We start from the raw sequence: 22,426 nt of genomic DNA on the forward strand, positions 1-22,426 counted from the left end.
TTTCTTTTTATATAAAAAAGAATAAAACTTACTCTTAGAGATGACTCACATTTTATTCACGCTGAGCTACTTATAGTTGAAAAGTATAGTTTTCGATGAAGAGGATAAAATGAAAGTAAAAACGCTATTAAGTCTATCTGTATTGTCTATTTCATTAAGCACTTTAAGCTTCCCAACCTTTGCAAACACACCAAAAGCAGTTGATAAAATTGATATAAATCAATATGTAGGTAAATGGTATGAAATCGCACATTTACCGATGTATTTTCAACGTCAATGTGTGAGTGATACCAGCGCTAAATATGCAATTAAAGCTGACAATACAATTTCAGTACTTAATAGTTGTCGTACTGCTTCTGGAGAAATGAAAAGTTCAGAGGGCGTAGCCTATCCACAAAATCAGGGAAAAAGTCAGTTGAAAGTGAGCTTTTTGCCAAAAGGATTACGTTGGTTACCGTTCACCAAAGGCGATTACTGGGTATTGAGAGTTGATCCAGATTATAAAGTTGCTTTAGTTGGCGGACCATCAACAAAGTATCTATGGATACTTTCAAAAACTCCAACAATTGATGAAGCTACTTATCAATCCTATTTACAAACCGCCAAACAGCAAGGTTATGATTTAAGTAATTTAATTAAAACAACTCATACTTCACCATAATCGACTCATTCAGGTGTGATTGTTTACATCTGACTTCGCTTTTCGCTTAGCAAGCTGTTTACATTTTTGGGAACAGAAGTTCACATCACCCCAGCTTCTTTCCCATTTTTTTCGCCATGTGAAAGGGCGTAAACAATAAGCACAAATTTTTTCAGGTAAATGAAGTTTCTTATGCATGATTAGAGTTCTTCGATACGTTTTTGTAGATCATTCGCATGAGTCAAAATTGTATTTTGATCATCTTGGCTAAGCTTATCCCATTGTTTATACATGATTGACATTCTGTGATTGGAGCTAAAGAAAACACGGTGTTTGGCTAAGAAATTCCAGTATAAGCTATTGAAAGGACAGCTATCTTGTTCAGTTTTGGTTTTGACATTGTAGTGGCAGTTCTGACAGTAGTTAGACATACGATGAATATAGTTGCCTGAAGCTGCATAAGGTTTACTTGCCACGAGACCACCATCTGCAAACAAAACCATACCGTGAGTATTAGGTAACTGCACCCATTCAAAAGCATCTGCATAAACACTGAGATACCAATCATTCACTTGTTTAGGTGAAATACCATTTAATAAAGTAAAGTTCCCAATCACCATTAATCGTTGTATGTGATGGGCATAAGCATTTTCCAAAGAATTTCTTAAAGCTTCACGCAAACATAGCATTTTTGTTTCAGCTGTCCAGAAATAATCAGGAAGGTTACGATCTGCCTGTAACTCATTTAAATCAGGATAAGTTGGCATTTTTAACCAATATATTCCTCGAATAAATTCACGCCAACCTAAGATTTGACGGATGAAACCTTCAGCAGCGTTTAGCGGAACATGATGATCAAAGTATGCTTGTTGCGCAGCATCACAGACTTCTTTTGGAGAAAGTAAGCCACAATTCAGATAAGGAGAAAGCAGACTATGAAAGAGATAATCCTTTCCACTGACCATTGCATCTTGATATTGACCAAAATGAATTAATTGATAATCAATAAAATATTTGAGCGCTTCGAGGGCTTGTTGTCGTGTCGTTGCCCAGTTGAAATGATTGATATGACCGATATGTTCTTTAAACTCTGTTTTAACCAACTCAATGACATCTAAGTCAATTTGATCTCGATGAAATTGTAGAGCTGAGGGGGTTGGGTCATTCTTATTCCAAGCTTGTCTATTTTCGGTATCATAATTCCATCTCCCACCGATTGGCTCATTAGCATTCATTAAGTAACCGGTTTGTTGTCTTAGCTTTCGATAGAAAAATTCCATGCGTAAGGTTTTGGTATTTGAAGCCCAGTTGCGAAAAGCTTGGGGAGAGGAAAAAAAACGATCGTCATTAAGGATTTGTATTGGAATTTGAAGTTGCTTAGACCATGTGGTTGCAATCGCTTGTTGTAATCGAAATTCACCACTTTCTGTGATGATCAATGCATCAGCTGGATTTTTTTCTAATTGTGCTTGGATAAAATCAATAAATCCTTGGGCAGCTTGTGTACGGTCAAATGTTTGATAACGAATCTTCCAACCTTGTGCTTTTAATGATTTTGCAAAATGGCGCATTGCACTGAAAATAAATGCGATTTTTTGAGGATGGTGCTGTACATAGGTAGCTTCTTCAACCAACTCCGCCATCAAAATGAGATCTTGATCTTTATCAAGCACTTTGAGTGTGGCAATTTGCTCTGAAAGCTGATCTCCTAAGATTAAGCCGTACCGCATAGGCTTGTCACCAGTACAAAATTTTAATATAGGTGCAGTACTGTAAAATCCTTGTGAATATAAGATCCTTGAATGACTTGTTGTTTAAAAATGATTCATTCAAACAATCGAATTTTAAACATTCGGAATAAAGCTAAATAAATTATTTTTTGACTTAATATTAAATTAAGTTTTCTCGCTTATTCTAAAAATGCAGCATGACAGTTCAAGCATGGCTACACCTTTGGCCACATCTCACGATGTGGTTTTTTTTGCTTTTTTAAGATGTACTCAACTAAGAAATCCTATGGGTAATTTGACCTTCCGCAATCAATTGCTCAGCCATTTCTTTGGTTTTTCTTAATCCGGGCATACGATACTCAGTATGACCATAATCTTTAATCGATTTCCAACGTCCACCCCAAGTTAAACCCACAGATTCAGCGACTTGACCATATAATTCATAACCGCGCATAGCCCATGGATCACGCTCAGTAATCACAACCTTTCCATTACGTTTAAAAGCAACATCTGCGGCTAAACCGAATTGATGATAACTTTGATAACCTCTAGCACGAGTGGTATTGGGATTGCCTGCTAACATGTTTTGGCGGCTAGGACTACGATATCCTTCAAGTAATACCAATTCATAACCATGCTGTTCCTTCATAATTTTAAAGACCATGAGTAAACGTTGTTTATAGCGAGGATTAATTTTATCCCACTTACGGTCAACTAAGGATGAATCTAAGCTTCCATGTGAATGTGTTAGTGGTAGTTCAATCGGAGCAGCATTAATACTCGAAATTGTATCTTGTTGAGCTTGGTAATTTTGTTCTAAGCGAGTTGCTTCAACAATCGCATCATGAATTAATGTTTCATCAACCTCAGGTGGAGGGCTTAGGATTTCACCATTTAATAATGCATAAACTTGAGGATCAGTTTCTTTTAAATATTCAGCTTCAATACGTGTTGGATTGATGGGACGTGTGAATGCAAATATAAGAATACTCGCAAATAAAAAGAAACCAGCAATTAATATCCACCATTGCTGTAGATGCCAATGTGACTGAAGTTTATGTGGAGATGCCGCTTCGTGGATATGATCTGCAAATTGTAATGCAGTCCTAATTTTCTTTTTGCTAGATGGAATAAATGAATGGATAAGTTGACCACATTTATTTCGTAATTCATAAGACATTAATAGTGTTAGTCCGATCACCAGACAAGCAAAGCTTAGAAAAATTAAGGTGACCATATGCTATTTGAGTTCATTCACAGCAAATGGCTTTTGAGTCACTTTAATTTGTACGGTAGCTTCTGGTGTTTGATTCTCTATATCAGGTTCTGCACTATTAGAAGGTTTGACATCTGTTTTTATAGTTTTTTGTGCATGAGATGTTGAGGGTGTTGTTTGTGATTTAATCTCAGTTCGCTTATTTGCTTCTAAGGTTTGAGAAGGTTTTGCTGGTTGTTCTTTCACAAATGGAGATAAAGGCTTAGCTGTGTTCGCTGAGGGTGCTGGTACAGGCTCTCTTTGGAAAAATTTATTTAAATCATTGCCTTGGGGTTGTGCAAAGCTGCCATCTTCTACTGAATTAGCCTCTTGATCATTGTTTGTCACTTGCTCAGTGTATTGAGCATTTGAAGTGATTATTTCAGAGGGTGTTGCACTCTCTGGCGAAGAGATTTTTGTATTCTCTTTTAATGACCAAGATTTGAAAGACAGGAATACAAATAAACAGGAAGTAACAACTCCAGCAATGAAGCCAATCATTACATAGAGGAGAGGAGATAAATTTTTCTTCTTGTTACTTTGCAAAATACGCAAAGAGGTCGCTTTTTCCTGAATCATTTAACGATCAACTAAGGTAGATGAATAGTGATATGGGCTTCTTCAGCCGGTGCTGAAATAACATTTTGATAAGGTGCTATGGCATTTTGATTTTGTTTGTTCAACATAAATCTTAAGCCTGTAAAACTGAGTATGGAAAATAGTAATAAGAAGATTAGAATCCACAAAAATGGAAGTTCATTATGAATAATATGTTTGATTTGATCTGGAATTGCTGCAAAAGGAGAAAAAGCCGCTTTTTTACCTTTCAAATAATCAATTTCATCACCAACACGAGCCACCAAATGATTAAGACTTTCAATAGACTCTAATCTATACTTTCCTTGAAAGCCGAGTAGTAAACAATAATGGAAAACTTCCAGTGAGGCTAAACGTTCTTTACCTCTGCTTCTGAGTTGCTCCAAAATTTCAAAAAAACGGTATCCCGCTAGTTGTGAACCAAACAAACTTAATTGTAAGGGGCTGATTAACCAAGTATTTTGTAAGTTAAAATATGCAGCATCTTGTTGAGTTGCGATTGTTTCATCAATTAATGCGCAAAATGCATATTTTGCATCATGTATGTCATCAGCTGAAAACTGTAAGCGTTTGGCTTGTTGCTCAAATCGATTTAATAACTCTAAAATTTTTTCACGGAAATCATTAGGGTTTGAAGGGATATAATGATTTCGTAAAAGAAAAACCAAATAAAACCCATCATGTAAGAGATCAATTAAATTAGTTGTTTGAAGTTTAGATTGTGACTGATCATTGGTTTTCGTTCCTGAACCAATTTTTCCATCATCAAATAAAGAGGGAATACCTGTAGGATGTTGAGTCATGATTTTTCTCTTAGCTATTCATCACTGCAATTAATTCGATCGTAATGTCTTGGAATCCAGCTGGAACATAGACACAAATTGTTTCCGATTCAATCATGCGCTGATAGAGTTCATGATGTGGTTCTATCTCAAAATAACTCACGCCTGAACGAACTGGAATTGCTGTAGGAACTTGCATTAAATGGTGTAATGGAACAGCAGGAAGAGCAGCGATAACACGTTGTTCGACATCAATTGTACTACCTACTTTAAAGCGAAGCGGCACGATCTGAATTAATTCATGTGTTTGCATCATGCTACTTGAGACCGCAATGTATAAACGAGTATCTCGTGTGATTTTGTCTGATTCGAGACTACCAACCCAATAAGAAGGTCGCGTTTCTTTTAATGCAATACTGAAGTAGCGACTTGATATAATCGTATCTAGTAGGTCACGGAGTATGAGATCCAACTGTTGGAAACTGTCTTCTAACTGATGATGATGGTAATGGGGTAAATGATCTACATCATAAGCTGTTGAAAATGTCAGCAATGAACCAGTTAATCGTAATAATTCTGAAAATAATCGCTCTGGATGAATTTGTGGATATTGTAATAAATGATTTAATCCAGCATATGCGGTGTTTAACGCATTGATTAGCCAAAATGAAACAATATCACCTGATCGAAATTCAATGAGCTTCTGTTCATTTTCACGATTATTTGTTTGAATTGTCTTAATTTTTGCTTTAATAACATTCAGAGTGCGTTTTAAGTTATTGATTAAAGGCTCTGATGCTGAGATGTGCAAAATTGGTGGAATAAAACAGTTATCAAGTTCAAAGTTACCTGAACTTTGTCGTTTTACTTTTGCAACAGCTAGATATAAATAACCATCTAGATTTTGGGTCGGTTGCAGATGGGGTTCCAATAATTTGAATTCTGCACGACGACGTAAGAAATTCAGTTCAGCAGGACTCGCATCCGTAAATAAATCATGGGTTTCGCTCAAGTAATTATGATATCGACTTGAAAGTGAGCGGGTTTCATCGGCTATATTTTTTTTATGTGCTTGCAATATTGGCAGCGCCAGATAAACAATCATTTCTCCGCGTAAATTTAATTCGTCTAATAATAAAGGTTCAGGTAGCAAATCTTGAGCAGGTGCATGATAAATTTCGCCATCCTGCCAAATGATCTCCACTTCTTCTAGGGCCAAAATATGAGTTGATAATTGAATCTGATCAAATTTAAGTTTCTGCACACCATATGCATAAGGTACCAATGCACGAACAGTATGATTCAAACGTTGTTCATGATAAGTGTCTTGGATTTGAAAGTGTTGAGGACGCAAGAATAAGCCTTCACCCCAAAGAATTTTTTCTGCTTTAAACATAGTCTTTACCAATAATTATTCATATTCATTCTTGGGTTGAACGCCTAGCGTATCCTGTAACATTTGCAAAGGATGCTCATCTTTAATCACTTGAGTTAACCATTCGTGTAATGGCATTTGACCCCATTTAATCGTTTTTTGAAGCATATAACTTACAGGGCTATGTGGTTCATTTTTTTGAAAATAAGTAGCGATTTCCTGTAAAACACGCATAGCTTGTTCGCGATTTTCAACATGTGATTGTACTTGTGGCTGAAAAGATAACTGGCTGTGAGTGAGTGATGAATTCGATATTATTTGTGCTGAAGCTGAGGGATCTAATTGCATTATTGGTGTTTTAGCTTCTTCAGATTGTTCAAATAAATCAGTCTTATAAATTTTTTTAAGGCTCGTATGAATATTTTCTAAACTAGAATCAATCGCGGCAAAACTTGGAGAGTCCAACCCTAGTAAGTCATCTAAAACTTTTTTCAGTGTTGACCACTGCAATAAAATTTCAGTAAAGAATTGATAATTTTGGCGTTGAAAGTTTTTGTTTGTATTATTTAATGCGATTTCAAATTGCTCCAATTCAGTGGAGCTAAGAGAATTATCATATTCATCGCTTTGCTTTCGACGAACATTTTCATGATATAAGAAATTCTCGTAATCGAGTAAATGATAAAAGGGTGATTGGTTGATTAAAGGTATCTTTTTGACCAAAATAGGGAGTTGATTAATCAAACCTTGCAATAAACCAATACGTTGATCTAGATCATCTTCCTCAATTTCAGGATGGAGATTAAGCCAATAATTATCCAACATGCGGTGACTTAATTCTAAACTTTTCGCGATACCTTCAAAGCTATATAGATTTGCCCAAGCTTCTGATAACCATATAAGTAAACGAATATCTTTGGTTTTAGTTTGGATTAAATCAGTACACGTTCTCGCAACAAAATCCCAATCAGCCTGTTTGGGTTCAGTAACCCAATCACCTTGATCAAGCAAAAGATCATCTTGAGTGCGTGCTTTTTTGATGGTATGAAACTCATTTGAAAAGGAACAGTCTTCACCACACGGTGAATCATCGTAAATCGGTGTTAGTAATTCGTTAATATCCATATGTGTCACAATGCTGGCTCAGTCTTATATTTAAGCTTTCAATTTTTTGCTTGAACGTTTTTTTGTGTTTTTTTCACGAGGGTCTAACTGATAAATAATTTCATCATCTTTAGTATCGATCACAATTAACTTGGGTAGTTTGTGCTCAGCCAAAGCGATTAATATTTCAGTTGCAAGTGATGGTAAAACTGTTGAATTGAGAATGTTGTCTACATTTCTGGCACCACTATCAACTTCTGTGCAACGATTTAAAAGTAACTCAACGAGGCTTTCAGAATATTGCACAGTCGTTGAATATTGTTTTTCTATGCGATTTACAATCTTGTTTAACTTGTGGTTGATAATACGAATAAGTAAGTCATCATGCAGAGGAAAGTAAGGCACAATACGCATACGACCAATGAATGCAGGTTTGAATTGTTTATATAAACTAGGTTTTAAGTGTTCAATCAAACCTTCTGCACTTGGCCATTCGGCAACAGGTTGATTTAAACATGATTGCATAATCGCACTGGAACCAGTATTCGAGGTGAGTAAGATGATCGTATTTTTAAAATCTACGACACGACCTTCACCATCTTCTAATGTCCCTTTATCAAAAACTTGGTAGAAAAGTTCTTGAACATCACTGTGTGCTTTTTCGATTTCATCTAACAGTACAACGCTGTATGGGTTACGTCGAACTGCTTCGGTTAAGACACCACCTTGACCATAACCCACATAACCTGGAGGAGCCCCTTTTAATGATGAAACAGTATGTGCTTCTTGATACTCAGACATATTGATCGTAATCAAATGCTGTTCGCCACCATATAACTCATTTGCTAAAGCTAATGCAGTTTCGGTTTTTCCTACCCCACTAGGCCCAATGAGTAGAAATACACCTTGGGGTTTATTCGGATCTTCTAATTTTGCTCTCGATGTTTTAATACCTTGAACCAATTGAGATAGTGCATAGTCTTGTCCCATGACACGTTCACTGAGCTTATCTTCAAGACTTAATATTTGTTTAATTTCATCATTCACCATATTGCCAATAGGGATTCCAGTCCAATCAGAAATTATTTGATTAATGATCTGAGTATTAACACGTTCATACACTAAAGGAGTTTGTCCTTGTAATTTTTTTAATTCATCTCTTAATGAAGTGATTTGAGTTTGTGTCTGATCTTGCAGACTGAGAGTTTGAATTTGTTTTACTAAATTAAGTTCTTTTTCCCAGCGAATCTCTAGTTCTTTGATTTCAGCTACTAAGCTTATAAGTTGTTGATCGAGTTCATCTAGGCGCTCATGATGAATAGGAAATTGTTGATGTTCGCTCAATAAAATGTTTTGTTCTAACTGAAGATTATGCAGTTGTGCTTTTAATTGATCTAACATAACGGGTTGCGCATTTTGTGTCAGTGCAACACGAGCTGCTGCTGTATCTAAAACACTAATTGCTTTATCTGGAAGTTGACGACCAGTGATATAACGATGTGATGAATGAACAGCAGTAGTAATTGCTTGGTCATCAATTTCAAGTTTGAAATGATCTTGCATGACTGGAATCATAGCTCGCAACATATCGATTGCGACTTCTTCAGTAGGTTCTTCAACTCTAACGACTTGAAAACGGCGACTTAGTGCAGCATCTTTCTCAAAATATTGTTTGTACTCAGCCCAAGTAGTTGCTGCAATTGTTCTTAGTTCACCTCGGGCTAATGCAGGTTTAAGTAAATTTGCAGCATCATTTTGACCAGCTTGACCACCCGCACCAATCAATGTGTGAGCTTCATCAATAAACAGAATAATCGGATGAGTTGATGTTTGAACTTCTTGAATAACTTGCTTTAAACGATTTTCAAACTCACCTTTGACACTCGCACCTGCCTGTAATAAACCCATATCAAGAACATGTAATTGAACTTTTTTAAGAGCATCAGGTACAAAACCCTGAGCTATTTTTAAAGCGAGTCCTTCAACAACAGCCGTTTTACCGACGCCAGGTTCTCCCGTCAAAATTGGATTATTTTGGCGACGACGCATCAGAATATCTAGCATAAGTCTTATCTCATGCTCACGACCGATGACAGGATCAATATCACCTTGTTTAGCTTTCTGAGTGAGGTTAATTGTATATTGATCTAAAGCAGGTGTTTTGATCTGAGTTTTTGAAAAATCTATTTTTTTTGAAGTAATTCTTTCTGAATCACTGATCCTATCATCTATCTGATTTTCACTACTTTTTTCACATGATTCTAGAAACTTATGTTTCATCGTATCTATAGGGAATAGTTCGAAAAGACTAGATGCTCGTGATGCAATTTGCTGTAAATCTGAAGCTGTTAATAGTGCAATTAATAAATGGCTACTTCGAATAAGAGGATTTTCATCTGCTGATGCTAACAACCAAGCTTGCTCAAGCAATCGAATAATTGATTTAGAAAAAATAGGAGTTCTTGTATTTCCTTTGGGTAGAGATTGAATAGTTTCTTTTAAATCATTAGTTAATAATTCGCTAGATATATTATTTTTATTAAATAAAATAATTAAATCATTTGGTTTTTCTTGGTTTAATAATTCTGTGAACAAATGCTCAATTTCAATTTCATAATTTAATTGGTTAATACAGTAGTTTGCGGATTTTTCTAATGCTGATCGAGTTGGAAATGATAATTTTGAAATTAAAACCTTGAGATTGTTCATTTGTAGCCCACAAATTTTTATAAAACCAAATTTTTGATGGATTTTTTAGTTTGGGTTTTATGATATTATTTGTTTAATATCATAATTAAAATCAATTGCTTATATTAACCCTTAGTGGGTATACAGATTATTCTACAACAAAAATTGTCACTTTTAAACAAAAATTTTTCCATATTTTTTATATGAAAATATTTAAATAAATTTTTAATGTTAATAAACGTAACTACTGTTGACTTTGTATGTGCTTTTTTTGTTAAATTCGCCAAAATGTTCCAAAAGCGAAAAAATTGACGAGTAAGAGGGTTTTTTAACAATAATTGTCAGCTCTTCAATTATAACTTAAATAATTATGAGGCGTATTTTGAGAAAAGGTATTTTAATATCAGTCCTTTATATAATGATCTGTCTGGTAGACAGCTCTGTTTATGCATCGGATCAACAAATAAAGCCGATTAAATTAAAAAGTAAATGTATCAAACAGAATCCATTGGCAGCGAACCAAACGGATCAGGTTTTGTTGGGTTTATATCAACAAATATGTGATAAACCGAGCGTACAGCAAACAAATGATCTGCTGGCTCAGGCTGCGATGCGAATGTATGAGTTGAAGCAACCGATGAATGCCTTGACTTTGGCTAATCAGTTGCAGCAACAAAATGTGCGTGGTGCAACACTTACAGATGTTGTTTTTCTCTCAAGTATTGAAATCGCCAATGGTGCATTGCAGCATATGAAAGGTGCGGAAATGCGATATTTGAGTAATGATTTAACTTATCCGCCCGCAAAGCAGCTCAGTGAAAATATCCGAATAGCACAACCTGCACCTGATACATCCAACATCAAAGCCATAACGGATGAGTCTTTAAAAAAAGAAATGCAGCAAATAAACAATACACGCCGTATTTCTAATAAGCAGAGAGTGCAAGTAATCCAGCCAGTTCGAAAAGTTGTCAATCAAACAGTTAATTCAAAGCGTCAAACAACGGCACCATCTGGTGTAAATAAACAATCAAATGCAGTTGTGCAGAAAACGAGTGCTAGTCCATTCGATGCGTTGAAACAATAATCAAAGGTATTAAAGCTATGGCAAAAAGAGAAAGTGTTCAGAAAAAATTACAACGTATTCGACCACCACGTGTGCAGCTTACATATGATGTTGAAGTTGGAGATGGTAAAGAATCAAAAGAATTACCTTTCGTTGTGGGAGTGATGGGTGACTTTTCTGCAGCATCTGAATTAGACAAAACGAAGCTTAAAGATAAGAAGTTTATTAATGTTGATTTAGACAATATTGATGAAGTTATGGAGTCTTTGGCTCCGCGAGCAGCTTTTGATGTGGAAAATACTTTAACAGATGAAGGTGGGCGTATGTCGATCGACCTTACCTTCAATTCAATGGAAGATTTTAGACCTGAACAAGTGGTGCAGCAAGTTGATCCATTACGTAAGTTGGTTGAGGCACGTGAGCGTCTAACAGATTTACGCAATAAGATCTCAAATAGTGAGCGATTAGAAGATTTACTTGACGAAGTACTAAAGAATACGGACCAAGTTCGACAGTTAAGTGTGGAGGCTGAAAAGTGAATAATTTAAATGCCTTAGCCGTAAATAATGTAGCTGTAGAATCAGAAAATTTGCTTGACTCGATTGTTGAACAAAGCCGTATCGCTCGTAATGATGATGAACATATTCGTGCAAAAAGTTTGATTGGTGAGTTAGCCAAGGAAGTCATGGCGGGAACGATAACTGTTTCTGAGAACATGACTTTGTCGATTGATAAGCGAATTGCTGAAATTGATGCGTTGATTTCACAACAACTTAGTCAAATTATGCATCATGAGCAATTTCAAAAAATTGAGTCAACTTGGCGAGGCTTATATTATTTTTGCCAAGAAACTCCATCCAATCCGATGATCAAAATACGTATGCTGAATACAACCAAAAAAGAATTGGTTAAAGACTTTCAGGGTGCAACAGATTTTGACCAAAGTACATTATTTAAAAAAATCTATGAAGAAGAATATGGTTCTTTTGGTGGCGCACCTTATGCAGCATTGATTGGCGATTTCGAATTTGATCGTACACCGTCTGATATGTACTTATTGGAGCAAATTTCACATGTGGCTGCGGCTGCGCACGCTCCATTTATTTCTGCGGCCAGTCCTAATATTTTAGGTCTTGAATCATTTACTGATATTGATCGTCCTCGTGATGTGTCTAAGATTTTTGAAACAGCAGAATATGTGCAATGGCGTTCGTTCCGTGATAGCGAAGATTCGCGTTATGTCGCATTAACGATGCCGCATGTATTAGGTCGATTACCATACCATCCCAAAGAAGGTACCGTGACAGAAGGCTTTAATTTTATTGAAGATGTTTCTGGGGAAAACCATGATGATTATTTATGGATGAATGCGGCATATGCATTTGGTACACGTTTGACGAACGCATTTGATTCTCATGGCTGGTGTGCAGCGATTCGTGGTGTTGAGGGTGGGGGATTAGTTGAAGGTTTGCCAGTACATACCTTTAAAACCTCTGATGGCGAAGTTGTGTTTAAGTGTCCTACGGAAATTGCAATTACAGATCGCCGTGAAAAAGAATTAAGTGATCTAGGGTTTATACCATTAGTCCATTGCAAAAATACGGACTATGCAGCGTTCTTTGGTGCGCAATCAACACAAAAACCAAAGAAATATGATAACGATACAGCAAATGCCAACTCAGCACTTTCGAGTCAAATTCAATACATCATGGCTGTATCACGTATCGCACATTATTTAAAAGCAATGATGCGAGATAAAGTCGGAAGTTTTGCATCTGCAGGTAATGTTGAAGCCTTTTTGAATGACTGGCTCTCTCAATATGTATTACTTGATGACGGTGCCTCTCAAGAAGCAAAAGCACAATATCCGCTTCGTGAAGCATCTGTAAAAGTTGTAGAAGATCCTGCTCAACCAGGGCACTACAAATCCGTGGTTTTCTTGAGACCACATTTCCAGCTGGATGAATTGTCTGTTTCTTTGCGATTGGTCACTGAACTGCCGCAATCCTCAAATTAACAATGAGATCAGCTAGATAATAACTTTAAATAAATTAAATAGAGGTAAGTTTTAAATGAAAGATATTTATATCGAGTTTCGCGGCAAATATAAAGTAGATGGCGAATCTCGTGACTCAGAACATAAAGGCTGGTTAGAAGTTAATTCTTGGTCTCATAATATCCGTCAACCAAAATCAGCTACTTCAAGTAGTGTTGGTGGTCATACTGCTGAACGTGTCGAGCATTCAGATATGATTTTTGTGAAAGACTTGGATGCGACTAGTCCTAAATTATGGGAAGCATGTTCTGCAGGTTATACATTTGATGAGGTACAGATTGATTTCTACCGAGCAAATGGCGATAAACGCATTAAATACTTACAAATCAAATTAAAACATGTACTTGTTTCAAGCGTAACTCCAACTGTTAATGAAGAAGGTGTTCCAACTGAAGCATTTGGTTTGAAATATGCTGCTGTAGAATGGACGTATAACCAACAAGATATTAATGGTACTTCAAAAGGTGCTGTTACTAAGAAATGGTCACTTTCTAACAATACAGCATCTTACGCTGCTTAATATAGTTTGTGAGTTTCTAATAGAGGTTAATAGATCTGTGATTAACCTCTATTTCCACTAAAAATTATGTTCTTATAAAAATGAATTTAGATCATTTATATCCTTATGGATTCCGATCAACATTATTTGATCGTTTAGTACCAGAGCAAGAAGATTATTTACGAGGGATGTCGATTCAGCAATTAAGAGAATCGGTGGCACATGATCTAGAGGATTTATTAAATAGCAGAACGGCGCAATTTGCTCAAGATATAGATCAATATCCATTGGCTAAGAAATCTATTTTACAGTTTGGAATTATTGACTTTGTTGGACTATCAACAGCTAATCCTTTAGACCGAGATAAGATCTGTCAATCTATTGAGCAATCTATCACTGCACATGAACCTAGACTTAGACAAATCAAAGTAGAGATGTTGTTAGATGGCCATAACATGGGGTCATTGTGTTTGAGTATTCAAGCTTATTTAAATATCCACCCATTATACGAGCCTGTTTTTTTTGATGCTTTGCTTAAACCGACAACACAACAATATGTAATTTCAGCTAGAACGTAGTGTGAGCAAATCGTGATCGAACAACTTTTACCTTATTATGAAAAAGAACTACAAGAGTTTGGTCAACAGGCTAGAGAGTTTGCACAAAAGTATCCTAAGATTGCTCAACGGTTATCTTTGAACCAAGAGCAAATTGATGACCCGCACATTGAGCGTTTAATTCAAGCTTTTTCATTGATTGCTGCTCGTATTGATAAGAAGCTTGCAGATAGTTATGAGGTTTTTACACATGCATTATTTGAGGTGATGTTCCCTCAATATCTGAGACATTTTCCTGCATGCACAGTAGTAAGCTTTGAAGATGCTAATAAATTAAAGCAATTAACATCAGCTCATATCATCCCCAAAAAAACATCATTAAAGTCGCGTAGTTTCAAAGGTGTTCAATGTGAGTTTAATACAACCAATCAGGTTCGATTGTTACCGATATCTTTAATTGATTTAGAGTTTCAAACTTCACCTAGCACTCATATGCATCTAAATCAGAATGCGACGTTGAGTCTTAAATTTGAAATCTTTAATGATGCTCAGCAATGGCTGGTAAATGAAACATTACCTATTTATTTAGATGCAATATCTAATTTCCCACTCCAAGTATTAGATAGCATCTTTCGTAAAGATACATCTTTTTCAATAAGAGTAGGTCATCAACTCAGTCGTATAGAAAATCCTTTTAAAGTGATGGGCTTTAGTGAGGAAGAAAGTCTATTACCTGTTGATCAGCATACACATCATGCTTATCGATTATTGATGGAATATTTTTGTTTTCCTGAGAAATTTAATTATTTGAATTTAAACCTAAGTGTTTTGAAAGATGTATTGGTTCAGCAAAATACTTTTGAGCTTTTGATTCATTTGAAGCTTAATTTGAATGATCAGGCTGTTGTTCGTAACTATTCAGAGTTAAATATCGCTAATTTCAAATTATTTACTGTACCTGCAATTAATTTATTTGAAAAACAAGCTGAGCCACAAAAAATTTCACATACACAGCTAAATTATAGCTTGATGACTGATGCACATCACCCAGAGTTGTACCAAGTCTATTCGATTCTTGAAATGAATATGATTCGTGAAAAAAATAATCAGGAACAGACACATTTTCCTGTATTACCTTTTTTTGCGATGAGTCATTATCACAATAATAAGGCTCAGTTCTTTTACTCGCTTAGCTATTTACCTTCATCAAGTAAAAATACACAGATCGGCTATTCGATTGTTTCCAAGCATTTAAAACCATATGAGATTAAATCAGATTTCATTAGTACAAAGTTACTTTGCTCAAATGGTGATTTACCCCATGAAGCGCTCAGCCAAACCAATAATATTCTAAATTTGAATGATAGTAGTTTGGCAAGAAGAGCTTTAATTTTAAAACGACCAACTTCACCTTATTCTTTTGATAAAAATAGCAATGAACAATGGCGCATTATTTCACATCTTTCTTTGAATACATTAGCTTTGATGAAGGGGGATGCTTTAAGTCATGTAAAAGAGCTTTTGGCTTTGTACAATTTGCCACATTCCAAAGAAAACATTCTTTTGATTGATGCTGTTTCACAGCTCACATTTTCAACCACAAATAAATTAGTCAATTCCAAACCCTTTCCTATGTTTGTTCGAGGTGTGAGGGCTGAGCTAACAGTCGATAATCGCGTTTTTCGTGGACACAGCCTTTTTATCTTTAGCCAATTATTGAGCCATATTTTTAATCTTAAGGTTCAAATGAATAGCTTTGTCGATGTGCTAGTGAAAGATAGTCTTAATCAACAGGAGATATACCAATGCGTTCAGAACGTTGGTGGCAAGACTCTTCTGTAGTTGATCATATATTTACAAAACCAAGTGCTTTTGAGTTTGTTCAATCAACACGGTTATTGCGTCATTCTAATCGTCCTTTATCTCAGCAGAATTGGGCTGATGATTTTAAATTTGAAACATCATTCAGTTTAAGTTTTCCAGCTACAGAGATTGAAACGCTTCAATATACAGACTCTCGAATTGAACTGACAAACTTAGTGGTTGGTTTAACGGGGACGCAAGGTGCTTTACCTTATACATATACGAATAAATTAAAACAAAGTAATAGGCAACAACGACAAGAGATCAAAGCATTTCTAGGTTTATTTAATCATAAGCTAACCGCGAAATATGTCGATGCAAGTTTAGTTTATAATTTGGCGGTTCGTTACGAAATTGAACCTACTAATCATTACTTAAATATACTTCATGCATTAAACGGTTACATAAGCTCTCAACATGAACAACACGATTTAGATGAATATTTTGCAGAATTCTCAGGTTTAATGCAGGGGCAAAACAATACTGCCCATGCTTTAAAAACAGTGCTGAGCTGTGTCTTTGATACACAAGTGCATATTCAAGAATTCATCAAAGAAAAGTTTAAACTTGAAGATGAACAGAAGACTTGTTTAGGAGGAACTAATCCTAGTTTGTTGGGATTAAATACTTTTTGTGGTGACACGGTTCAGCAAATTAATGGAAAAATAGAAATTCAGATCGGACCTTTAAGCCGAGAGCAATATTTAGAATTTTTACCCAATCAGTCATTAAATAAGAAACTGAAACATCTCATTCAGACTTGGTGTAGTCCGACTTTATTTATCGATGTGCGATTAATTCTAGATAAAACTGATGTTGTACCCATGTATTTGAACTCAAATCATCAAATGGGTTTAGGTCATGGTGCTTTTTTAAGCTCTATTGAATGTTTATATCATAACAATGAAACGCGTTATGCACTTGTAGGGGCTGCATAATGTTGAAGAAAATTTTAGCGGCTTTGATTAGCAGTTTTATCTTTGTTGGATTGATTATTATTTATTATTGGCGTGATGTGGAATATCAACCACAATATGCTGATTTAATTAATTATTTATTAATCTTACCTTGTGTTGTCACTGTTATTTTACTCTTACCATGGCTGATTTTTAAGTCATATACGTATTATAAAAATAAGAATGAAAATATCTTGCCATCTGAGCAAGAGATAATTGCTGAATCTCTATCTACAGTAAAAGAAAGTAAATGGATTGAGTTAAATTTATTTGCAAATACTGCTTACAACTCAATAGGTGAGAATGAGGTGATATTAGATGGAATTCGTGCATTTACCAGTCCACAATTAGATCCTCATTTACTTAATCATCATGGGTTGCCAATTTTATCCTATCGAATAAATGAGTTAGATCAGCAGGTTGAGAACCAAGAACAAGAAGAAGAGTTAGTATCTTTGTCTGTAAGACAACAGCGAATCATGGCAATGATTCATCATCAAATCGATCAACATGTGGAGCTTTTAGATTCAATTTCCAACCATCTGAAGCGATCTAGTTTGTTTTATGAAAGCCAAAATTTGCATGAATATCGTATGCATCCGGCATGGACTGATCCTAGTTTTTCTGTGGAAGATGAAAGTGAAGCAGTTGAGATTGAGCCAGTTTATCGTTTAGATCAATTCAATATACACATCTTATTATCTGAAGATTTAGTTCATATTTGGAATGACCAAATCTGTAATGAAAGTATTCAAAAAACCTTGTTTGAATTAGGAATGATTCCTCAGAAGTTTCATATTGAGTATCACTATCTCAGTAGTGAATCTGCTGAATCCAACCTCATAGAAGTTCTAAGTCGTATTCAAAATCAAGCACATGAAATTACATTCATGATTGTTGCAGATTCTGAAATTGATCAGGAGTTTGTTGATGAGAAGTATTGGATTAATCATTCCTATATTCCTGCAGAGTTTATAGGGAGTAGCTGTTTAGCTTCCCCAGCTATGCAATTGGAACAACAACATCCTTTAAAAAAATTAAAGCTAGTAACAGATCAAAATAGTTTGGATCAAATATTTAAAGAGTTAGATATACATGATTTACCACAATATCAAGCAGAAGAGCCCTTTGTATTGGTGGTTGAAGATGTTACAGAAATTAAGGTCATTAAAAATCTTGAGCAATTTTTTGCACAAAGTCCGATAGAGCAACACCATTATTTGTATTGCAAACCTATTGCAGGTCATACACAAAGTATCGCAAAAATTTTCGGTCTAATGCTTGGGGCGCATCTTTCAGATCAAAATCTTGCGTTTGTTTATTCACAAAATTTAAAAGCATTTATCCAGACCGTTCCTGAGATCACCCCTGATCAGGACAGTGTAGCAATTGCTGATTGATTAACTTTATTAAGAATTCGAGAACTCAATGTATATCATTTTAGGTTATCTATGGCAGTACATCACGAATCCTAAAGCTATTATTGCTTTATCTTTATTTGTGGCACTGATTTCTTCATATTCCTCTATTCCACGCCAGCTTTTTTGGGTATTAGCAGCATGTTATGTACTAGGTCTAATGGTTTATGGCATTTATTGGCTGATCCAAAGAAAGCATCATGCAGAACAAGGTGAAGAACTTGCTAATGCGATTGAAAAGGATAGCCAAGCTGAATATGGTCAACATAAAGATAAAGCTGAACTACAGTTAATTCATCAGCAAATGAAAGAATCAATTCAATTGATTCGTAAATCCAAGTTAGGGGATAAAAAAGGCAATGCAGCTTTATACGAATTACCTTGGTATATGGTGATTGGTAACCCTGCGGCAGGTAAGAGTTCTGCAATCTATAACTCAGGTTTGAAGTTTCCATTTGAAGAAACGCATCAAAAAATGGTTTCGGCTGGATTAAGTGGAACACGTAATTGTGATTGGTTTTTTTCCACTGAAGGAATTCTTTTAGACACGGCAGGTCGCTATTCAGTTTATTCTGAAGATCATTCTGAATGGTTAGGTTTCTTAAATATTTTAAAGAAAAATCGTTCAAAAGCACCTGTGAATGGCTTAATTGTAATTGTCAGTATTGCTGAATTAATCAGTCAAAGCCCTGAAAAATCATTGAAATTAGCCAAAAATTTACGTGCCCGTATTCAAGATTTAACAGAGAAGTTAGAAGTTGTAGTGCCTATTTATTTGGTCTTTTCAAAAATGGATTTAATTGCTGGATTTACTGAGTTTTTTGATTGTTATGAGTCCCAAGAATACAATCAAGCTTGGGGTGCAACATTACCTTATGAACAGAACTCATCGAATAATGCAGTCGAGTTATTTGAAAAGCATTACAACATTCTTTATGACGGTTTAAAAAGCGTCAGTACCACTCATTTGAGTCGTCGTCATTCTCAAAATATCTCGCCAAGTGTAATGACATTTCCACTGGAATTTAAAACTTTAAAACCAGCTTTAAAAAGCTTTATTGGAACTTTATTCGAGGATAATCCATATCAGTTCCAACCTGTTTTTCGCGGTTTTTATTTTACCAGTGCATTACAAGAGGGCATTATTGAAAGTCCTATGACAGAAAATATTGCCCAAGAATTCCATTTACAGCAAATTCAAAATCAGGATGTGGGGAGTGTAAGTCCTTCGATTTCACCGAATCATGGTTACTTTTTACAAGGTCTTTTCTCAAACGTGATTTTGCGTGATAAAGATCTTGTCAAACAGCATATTAATCCAGCAAAAAAGCGTCAACGTTATATAGGTTTTATTGCCGCACTTATTGGTGTTTCATTCATTTTAGGTGTTTGGGTTTGGTCATATCGCAATAATCAGCAATTGATTGCTGATGTACAAGCAGACCTAGATAAAGTCGTACACTTGGAAAAAAGTTCTGGGCAGCAATTATCAACTCAACTCGAAGCTTTGTTGATTTTGCAAGAACGTTTGCAACAGTTAGATGAGTTCGATGACAATCGTCCCTTAAAATTTAGTTTTGGTTTGTATCAAGGTAATCAACTACGTGAAAGTCTAAAAGCCGAGTACTTGAAAGGTATTAAACAGATTGTCTTGATGCCTACGCAGCAAAACATTGCACACTATTTACAACGTGTAAAAAATAATGAAGCGACTTTAAAAGCCAATCATGTCAATGTCGAAATTAAACAGGTTTCCAAAAACCAGCAATATTTAGAGCCATCAGATAGTAATCCTCAAGATGCCTATAATGCATTAAAAGCGTATTTAATGATGAGTAACCATGAATATATGGATACTAGTCATTTAAGTGACCAAGTGTCGCGTTTCTGGCGTTCTTGGTTAGATGCTAATCGTGGACAAATGCCGCGTGGTGAGATGATCCAAGATGCGGAGAAGATTCTCTCCTATGCGATGACCCTAGCTAATCAAGAAGGCTTCCCTGTATTAGAAACGGATGCACAGGTGGTTGATCAAACGCGTCAAGTCTTATTGTCTGTAATTCGCGGTATGCCAGCGCGTGATCGAGTTTATAACGAGATTAAAATGCGTGCAGCAGTACGCTTCCCAGCGATTACTGTTGGACAAATTGTTGGTGAGCAAAATCGTGGGATTGTATTAGGAAGTTATGCATTGCCAGGTGTATTTACCCAAAAAGCATGGGATGAATATGTTGAAAAAGCAATTGATGATGCTGCGAATAAACCGACAGATAGTAAAGATTGGGTGCTAAATAGTCGTCAATCAGATGACTTAACTTTTTCAGGTAGTCCAGAACAGATTCGCAAGCAATTAGTTGCTCTATATAAGCAAGAATACGTAATGGAATGGAAGAAATTCCTGAATGGTATTCATTATGCCAAAGCAGAGCAATTTTCTCAGCAAGTCAAGAGTATTGATATTTTGGGAGAGCCACAAAACTCGCCAATTCGTACACTGCTACAACGTATAGCCATTGAAACAAATTGGGATAATCCTATTGTGCAGGCTGAACTGGCCGTACCAGAAAAAGGTTTTGTAGCATGGTTTAAGCGCAAGGTCTTAAATAATTCAGATGATAAAGTAGCTGCTCAAGCAGTAGATAAAGCACAAGGTGTCATTTCTCAAGAATATCAAATGTTCTATCAACTGGTACGTAAACGTGATGATTTGCAAGATAAATCATTATTTGATGAGTATATGAACAACCTCGCTCAAGTTCGCAGTAAATTTAATGATTTAAAAACAGCAGGTGAGATAGGTCCTAGTGCAATGGCACTCGTAAAACAGACTATTAATGAACAAACATCGGTATTTAATATTACGCAGAAGTATGTAGATGAAAAGATGATGGTCGGTCTTAAGGATACTGATCAGCAATTAATTCAAAAGTTATTGATCAGTCCATTGACGCAATCATTTTCTAGTTTGATTTCACCGACTCAGGATGAGTTGAATAAATTGTGGAGTATTCAAGCTTATCAACCTTTCAAAACGAATTTAGCCCCAAAATATCCATTTAATTCTGGTGTGACATTACAAGCTACCAGTAATGAAATAGCTCAAATCTTTGGAGAAACGGGGAGTATCGCACGTTTTGTGAAAGAGGCTTTAGATCCATTTGTGATCCGCCGTGGTTATGTCTTGACTTCTAAGACGTGGAAAGATTTGGGAATTAGTCTAAACCCACAATTTGTGATGGCATTTCAGCAATATGTGGCACCTATCAATGGAATGGCGACAGGAAGCCTAGATCAACCTACAGCTGCACCTGTTTCAAATCAGTCAAACTTTCAATTCTATCCATTACAGAATCCTCAGTTTTTGTCATATACCATTGATATCGATGGTCAACGTATGGTGTTTGAAAATGGCATTCAACAATGGGTGAACTTCGTATGGCCGAATCAAGGTGCAATTCCTGGTGCGCGTATTACTGCTGTGGATTTGGAAGGAAAAACTCATACGATATTCGAAGAACCAGGAGAGTATGGCATTAACCGTTTGATCGATGCTGCACAGCGAAAAGAACAAAATGGTAGTTTTGAAATGACTTGGATCAGCAAAGCAGAACCTTCGTTATGGCTGAAAGTAAATTTCCGTCTGATCAGTGGTAATAGCTCAGGCAGCATAGGTTCAAGTCGTGGCTACGCTGGCTTACAGCTAGTAGATAAAGTTGTTACGGACAAAGCAGTGAGAGTCGTTTCTGCACAAGTAACACCAGTTAGTGCAACTGTAAGTCAGCCTTCGATTAGCAGCAATACGCAATCAAGTAATGGAGTCACGCCATGATCTTAGATTTG

Annotated in this window: 18 protein-coding genes; 10 read left to right on the forward strand and 8 right to left on the reverse strand. The window is 35.9% G+C overall.

Annotation, left to right across the window (positions count from 1 at the left end; all coding sequences use genetic code 11):
* Positions 1–109: 109 nt before the first annotated feature.
* On the forward strand, positions 110–661 hold the full coding sequence (locus H2677_RS04400; protein ID WP_004952799.1) for a lipocalin family protein: 552 nt from the start codon (positions 110–112) through the stop codon (positions 659–661).
* Positions 662–670: 9 nt separating this feature from the next.
* On the opposite strand, the gene H2677_RS16195 is transcribed toward H2677_RS04400, so the two are convergent.
* The 8 genes from H2677_RS16195 to tssH all read right to left on the reverse strand — a co-directional run bounded on the left by H2677_RS16195 (position 671) and on the right by tssH (position 10,192).
* The gene (locus H2677_RS16195; protein WP_005403050.1) at positions 671–838 is read right to left on the reverse strand and encodes a DUF2256 domain-containing protein; all 168 of its coding nucleotides are present in this window, start codon (positions 836–838) and stop codon (positions 671–673) included.
* A 2-nt stretch (positions 839–840) separates the two neighbouring features.
* On the reverse strand, positions 841–2,370 hold the full coding sequence (locus H2677_RS04410) for a cryptochrome/photolyase family protein (protein WP_212639219.1): 1,530 nt from the start codon (positions 2,368–2,370) through the stop codon (positions 841–843).
* 274 nt (positions 2,371–2,644) lie between these two features.
* Entirely contained in the window at positions 2,645–3,607 is a 963-nt protein-coding gene (locus tag H2677_RS04415) for a M15 family metallopeptidase (RefSeq protein WP_212639220.1), read from the reverse strand.
* A gap of 3 nt (positions 3,608–3,610) precedes the next feature.
* Entirely contained in the window at positions 3,611–4,204 is a 594-nt protein-coding gene (locus tag H2677_RS04420) for a hypothetical protein (RefSeq protein ID WP_129262188.1), read from the reverse strand.
* An 11-nt stretch (positions 4,205–4,215) separates the two neighbouring features.
* Positions 4,216–5,025, reverse strand: a complete 810-nt coding sequence (gene icmH, locus H2677_RS04425) for a type IVB secretion system protein IcmH/DotU (protein WP_004913803.1) — start codon at positions 5,023–5,025, stop codon at positions 4,216–4,218.
* Between the two features lie 10 nt (positions 5,026–5,035).
* Positions 5,036–6,400, reverse strand: a complete 1,365-nt coding sequence (gene tssK / locus H2677_RS04430; RefSeq protein ID WP_212639221.1) for a type VI secretion system baseplate subunit TssK — start codon at positions 6,398–6,400, stop codon at positions 5,036–5,038.
* Between the two features lie 15 nt (positions 6,401–6,415).
* Positions 6,416–7,504: a type VI secretion system protein TssA gene (gene tssA / locus H2677_RS04435; RefSeq protein ID WP_212639222.1), complete on the reverse strand. Its 1,089-nt coding sequence runs from the start codon at positions 7,502–7,504 to the stop codon at positions 6,416–6,418.
* A 30-nt stretch (positions 7,505–7,534) separates the two neighbouring features.
* Entirely contained in the window at positions 7,535–10,192 is a 2,658-nt protein-coding gene (gene tssH, locus H2677_RS04440) for a type VI secretion system ATPase TssH (protein WP_212639223.1), read from the reverse strand.
* Positions 10,193–10,553: 361 nt separating this feature from the next.
* Here tssH and H2677_RS04445 point away from each other — a divergent pair, with 361 nt between their 5' ends.
* The 9 genes from H2677_RS04445 to tssM all read left to right on the forward strand — a co-directional run bounded on the left by H2677_RS04445 (position 10,554) and on the right by tssM (position 22,415).
* Positions 10,554–11,258: a hypothetical protein gene (locus H2677_RS04445; RefSeq protein ID WP_212639224.1), complete on the forward strand. Its 705-nt coding sequence runs from the start codon at positions 10,554–10,556 to the stop codon at positions 11,256–11,258.
* Positions 11,259–11,275: 17 nt separating this feature from the next.
* Entirely contained in the window at positions 11,276–11,776 is a 501-nt protein-coding gene (gene tssB / locus H2677_RS04450) for a type VI secretion system contractile sheath small subunit (protein ID WP_004952820.1), read from the forward strand.
* Complete coding sequence (gene tssC / locus H2677_RS04455) at positions 11,773–13,254, forward strand: type VI secretion system contractile sheath large subunit (RefSeq protein WP_212639225.1); 1,482 nt, start codon at positions 11,773–11,775, stop codon at positions 13,252–13,254. Before tssB ends, tssC begins: the two co-directional genes overlap by 4 nt.
* 55 nt (positions 13,255–13,309) lie before the next feature.
* Positions 13,310–13,813: an Hcp family type VI secretion system effector gene (locus H2677_RS04460; RefSeq protein WP_004913785.1), complete on the forward strand. Its 504-nt coding sequence runs from the start codon at positions 13,310–13,312 to the stop codon at positions 13,811–13,813.
* 80 nt (positions 13,814–13,893) lie between these two features.
* Entirely contained in the window at positions 13,894–14,370 is a 477-nt protein-coding gene (tssE, locus tag H2677_RS04465; RefSeq protein WP_004913783.1) for a type VI secretion system baseplate subunit TssE, read from the forward strand.
* A 12-nt stretch (positions 14,371–14,382) separates the two neighbouring features.
* Complete coding sequence (gene tssF, locus H2677_RS04470; protein WP_212639226.1) at positions 14,383–16,191, forward strand: type VI secretion system baseplate subunit TssF; 1,809 nt, start codon at positions 14,383–14,385, stop codon at positions 16,189–16,191.
* Positions 16,155–17,150 (forward strand): type VI secretion system baseplate subunit TssG, encoded by a 996-nt coding sequence (tssG, locus tag H2677_RS04475; RefSeq protein ID WP_212639227.1) that lies wholly within the window; start codon positions 16,155–16,157, stop codon positions 17,148–17,150. Before tssF ends, tssG begins: the two co-directional genes overlap by 37 nt.
* Entirely contained in the window at positions 17,150–18,568 is a 1,419-nt protein-coding gene (locus H2677_RS04480) for a hypothetical protein (RefSeq protein ID WP_212639228.1), read from the forward strand. Before tssG ends, H2677_RS04480 begins: the two co-directional genes overlap by 1 nt.
* 28 nt (positions 18,569–18,596) lie before the next feature.
* Positions 18,597–22,415, forward strand: a complete 3,819-nt coding sequence (gene tssM / locus H2677_RS04485; protein ID WP_212639229.1) for a type VI secretion system membrane subunit TssM — start codon at positions 18,597–18,599, stop codon at positions 22,413–22,415.
* Positions 22,416–22,426: the final 11 nt, after the last annotated feature.

It is taken from the genome of Acinetobacter junii (genome assembly GCF_018336855.1).
GTDB classification, from domain to species: Bacteria; Pseudomonadota; Gammaproteobacteria; order Pseudomonadales; family Moraxellaceae; genus Acinetobacter; species Acinetobacter junii.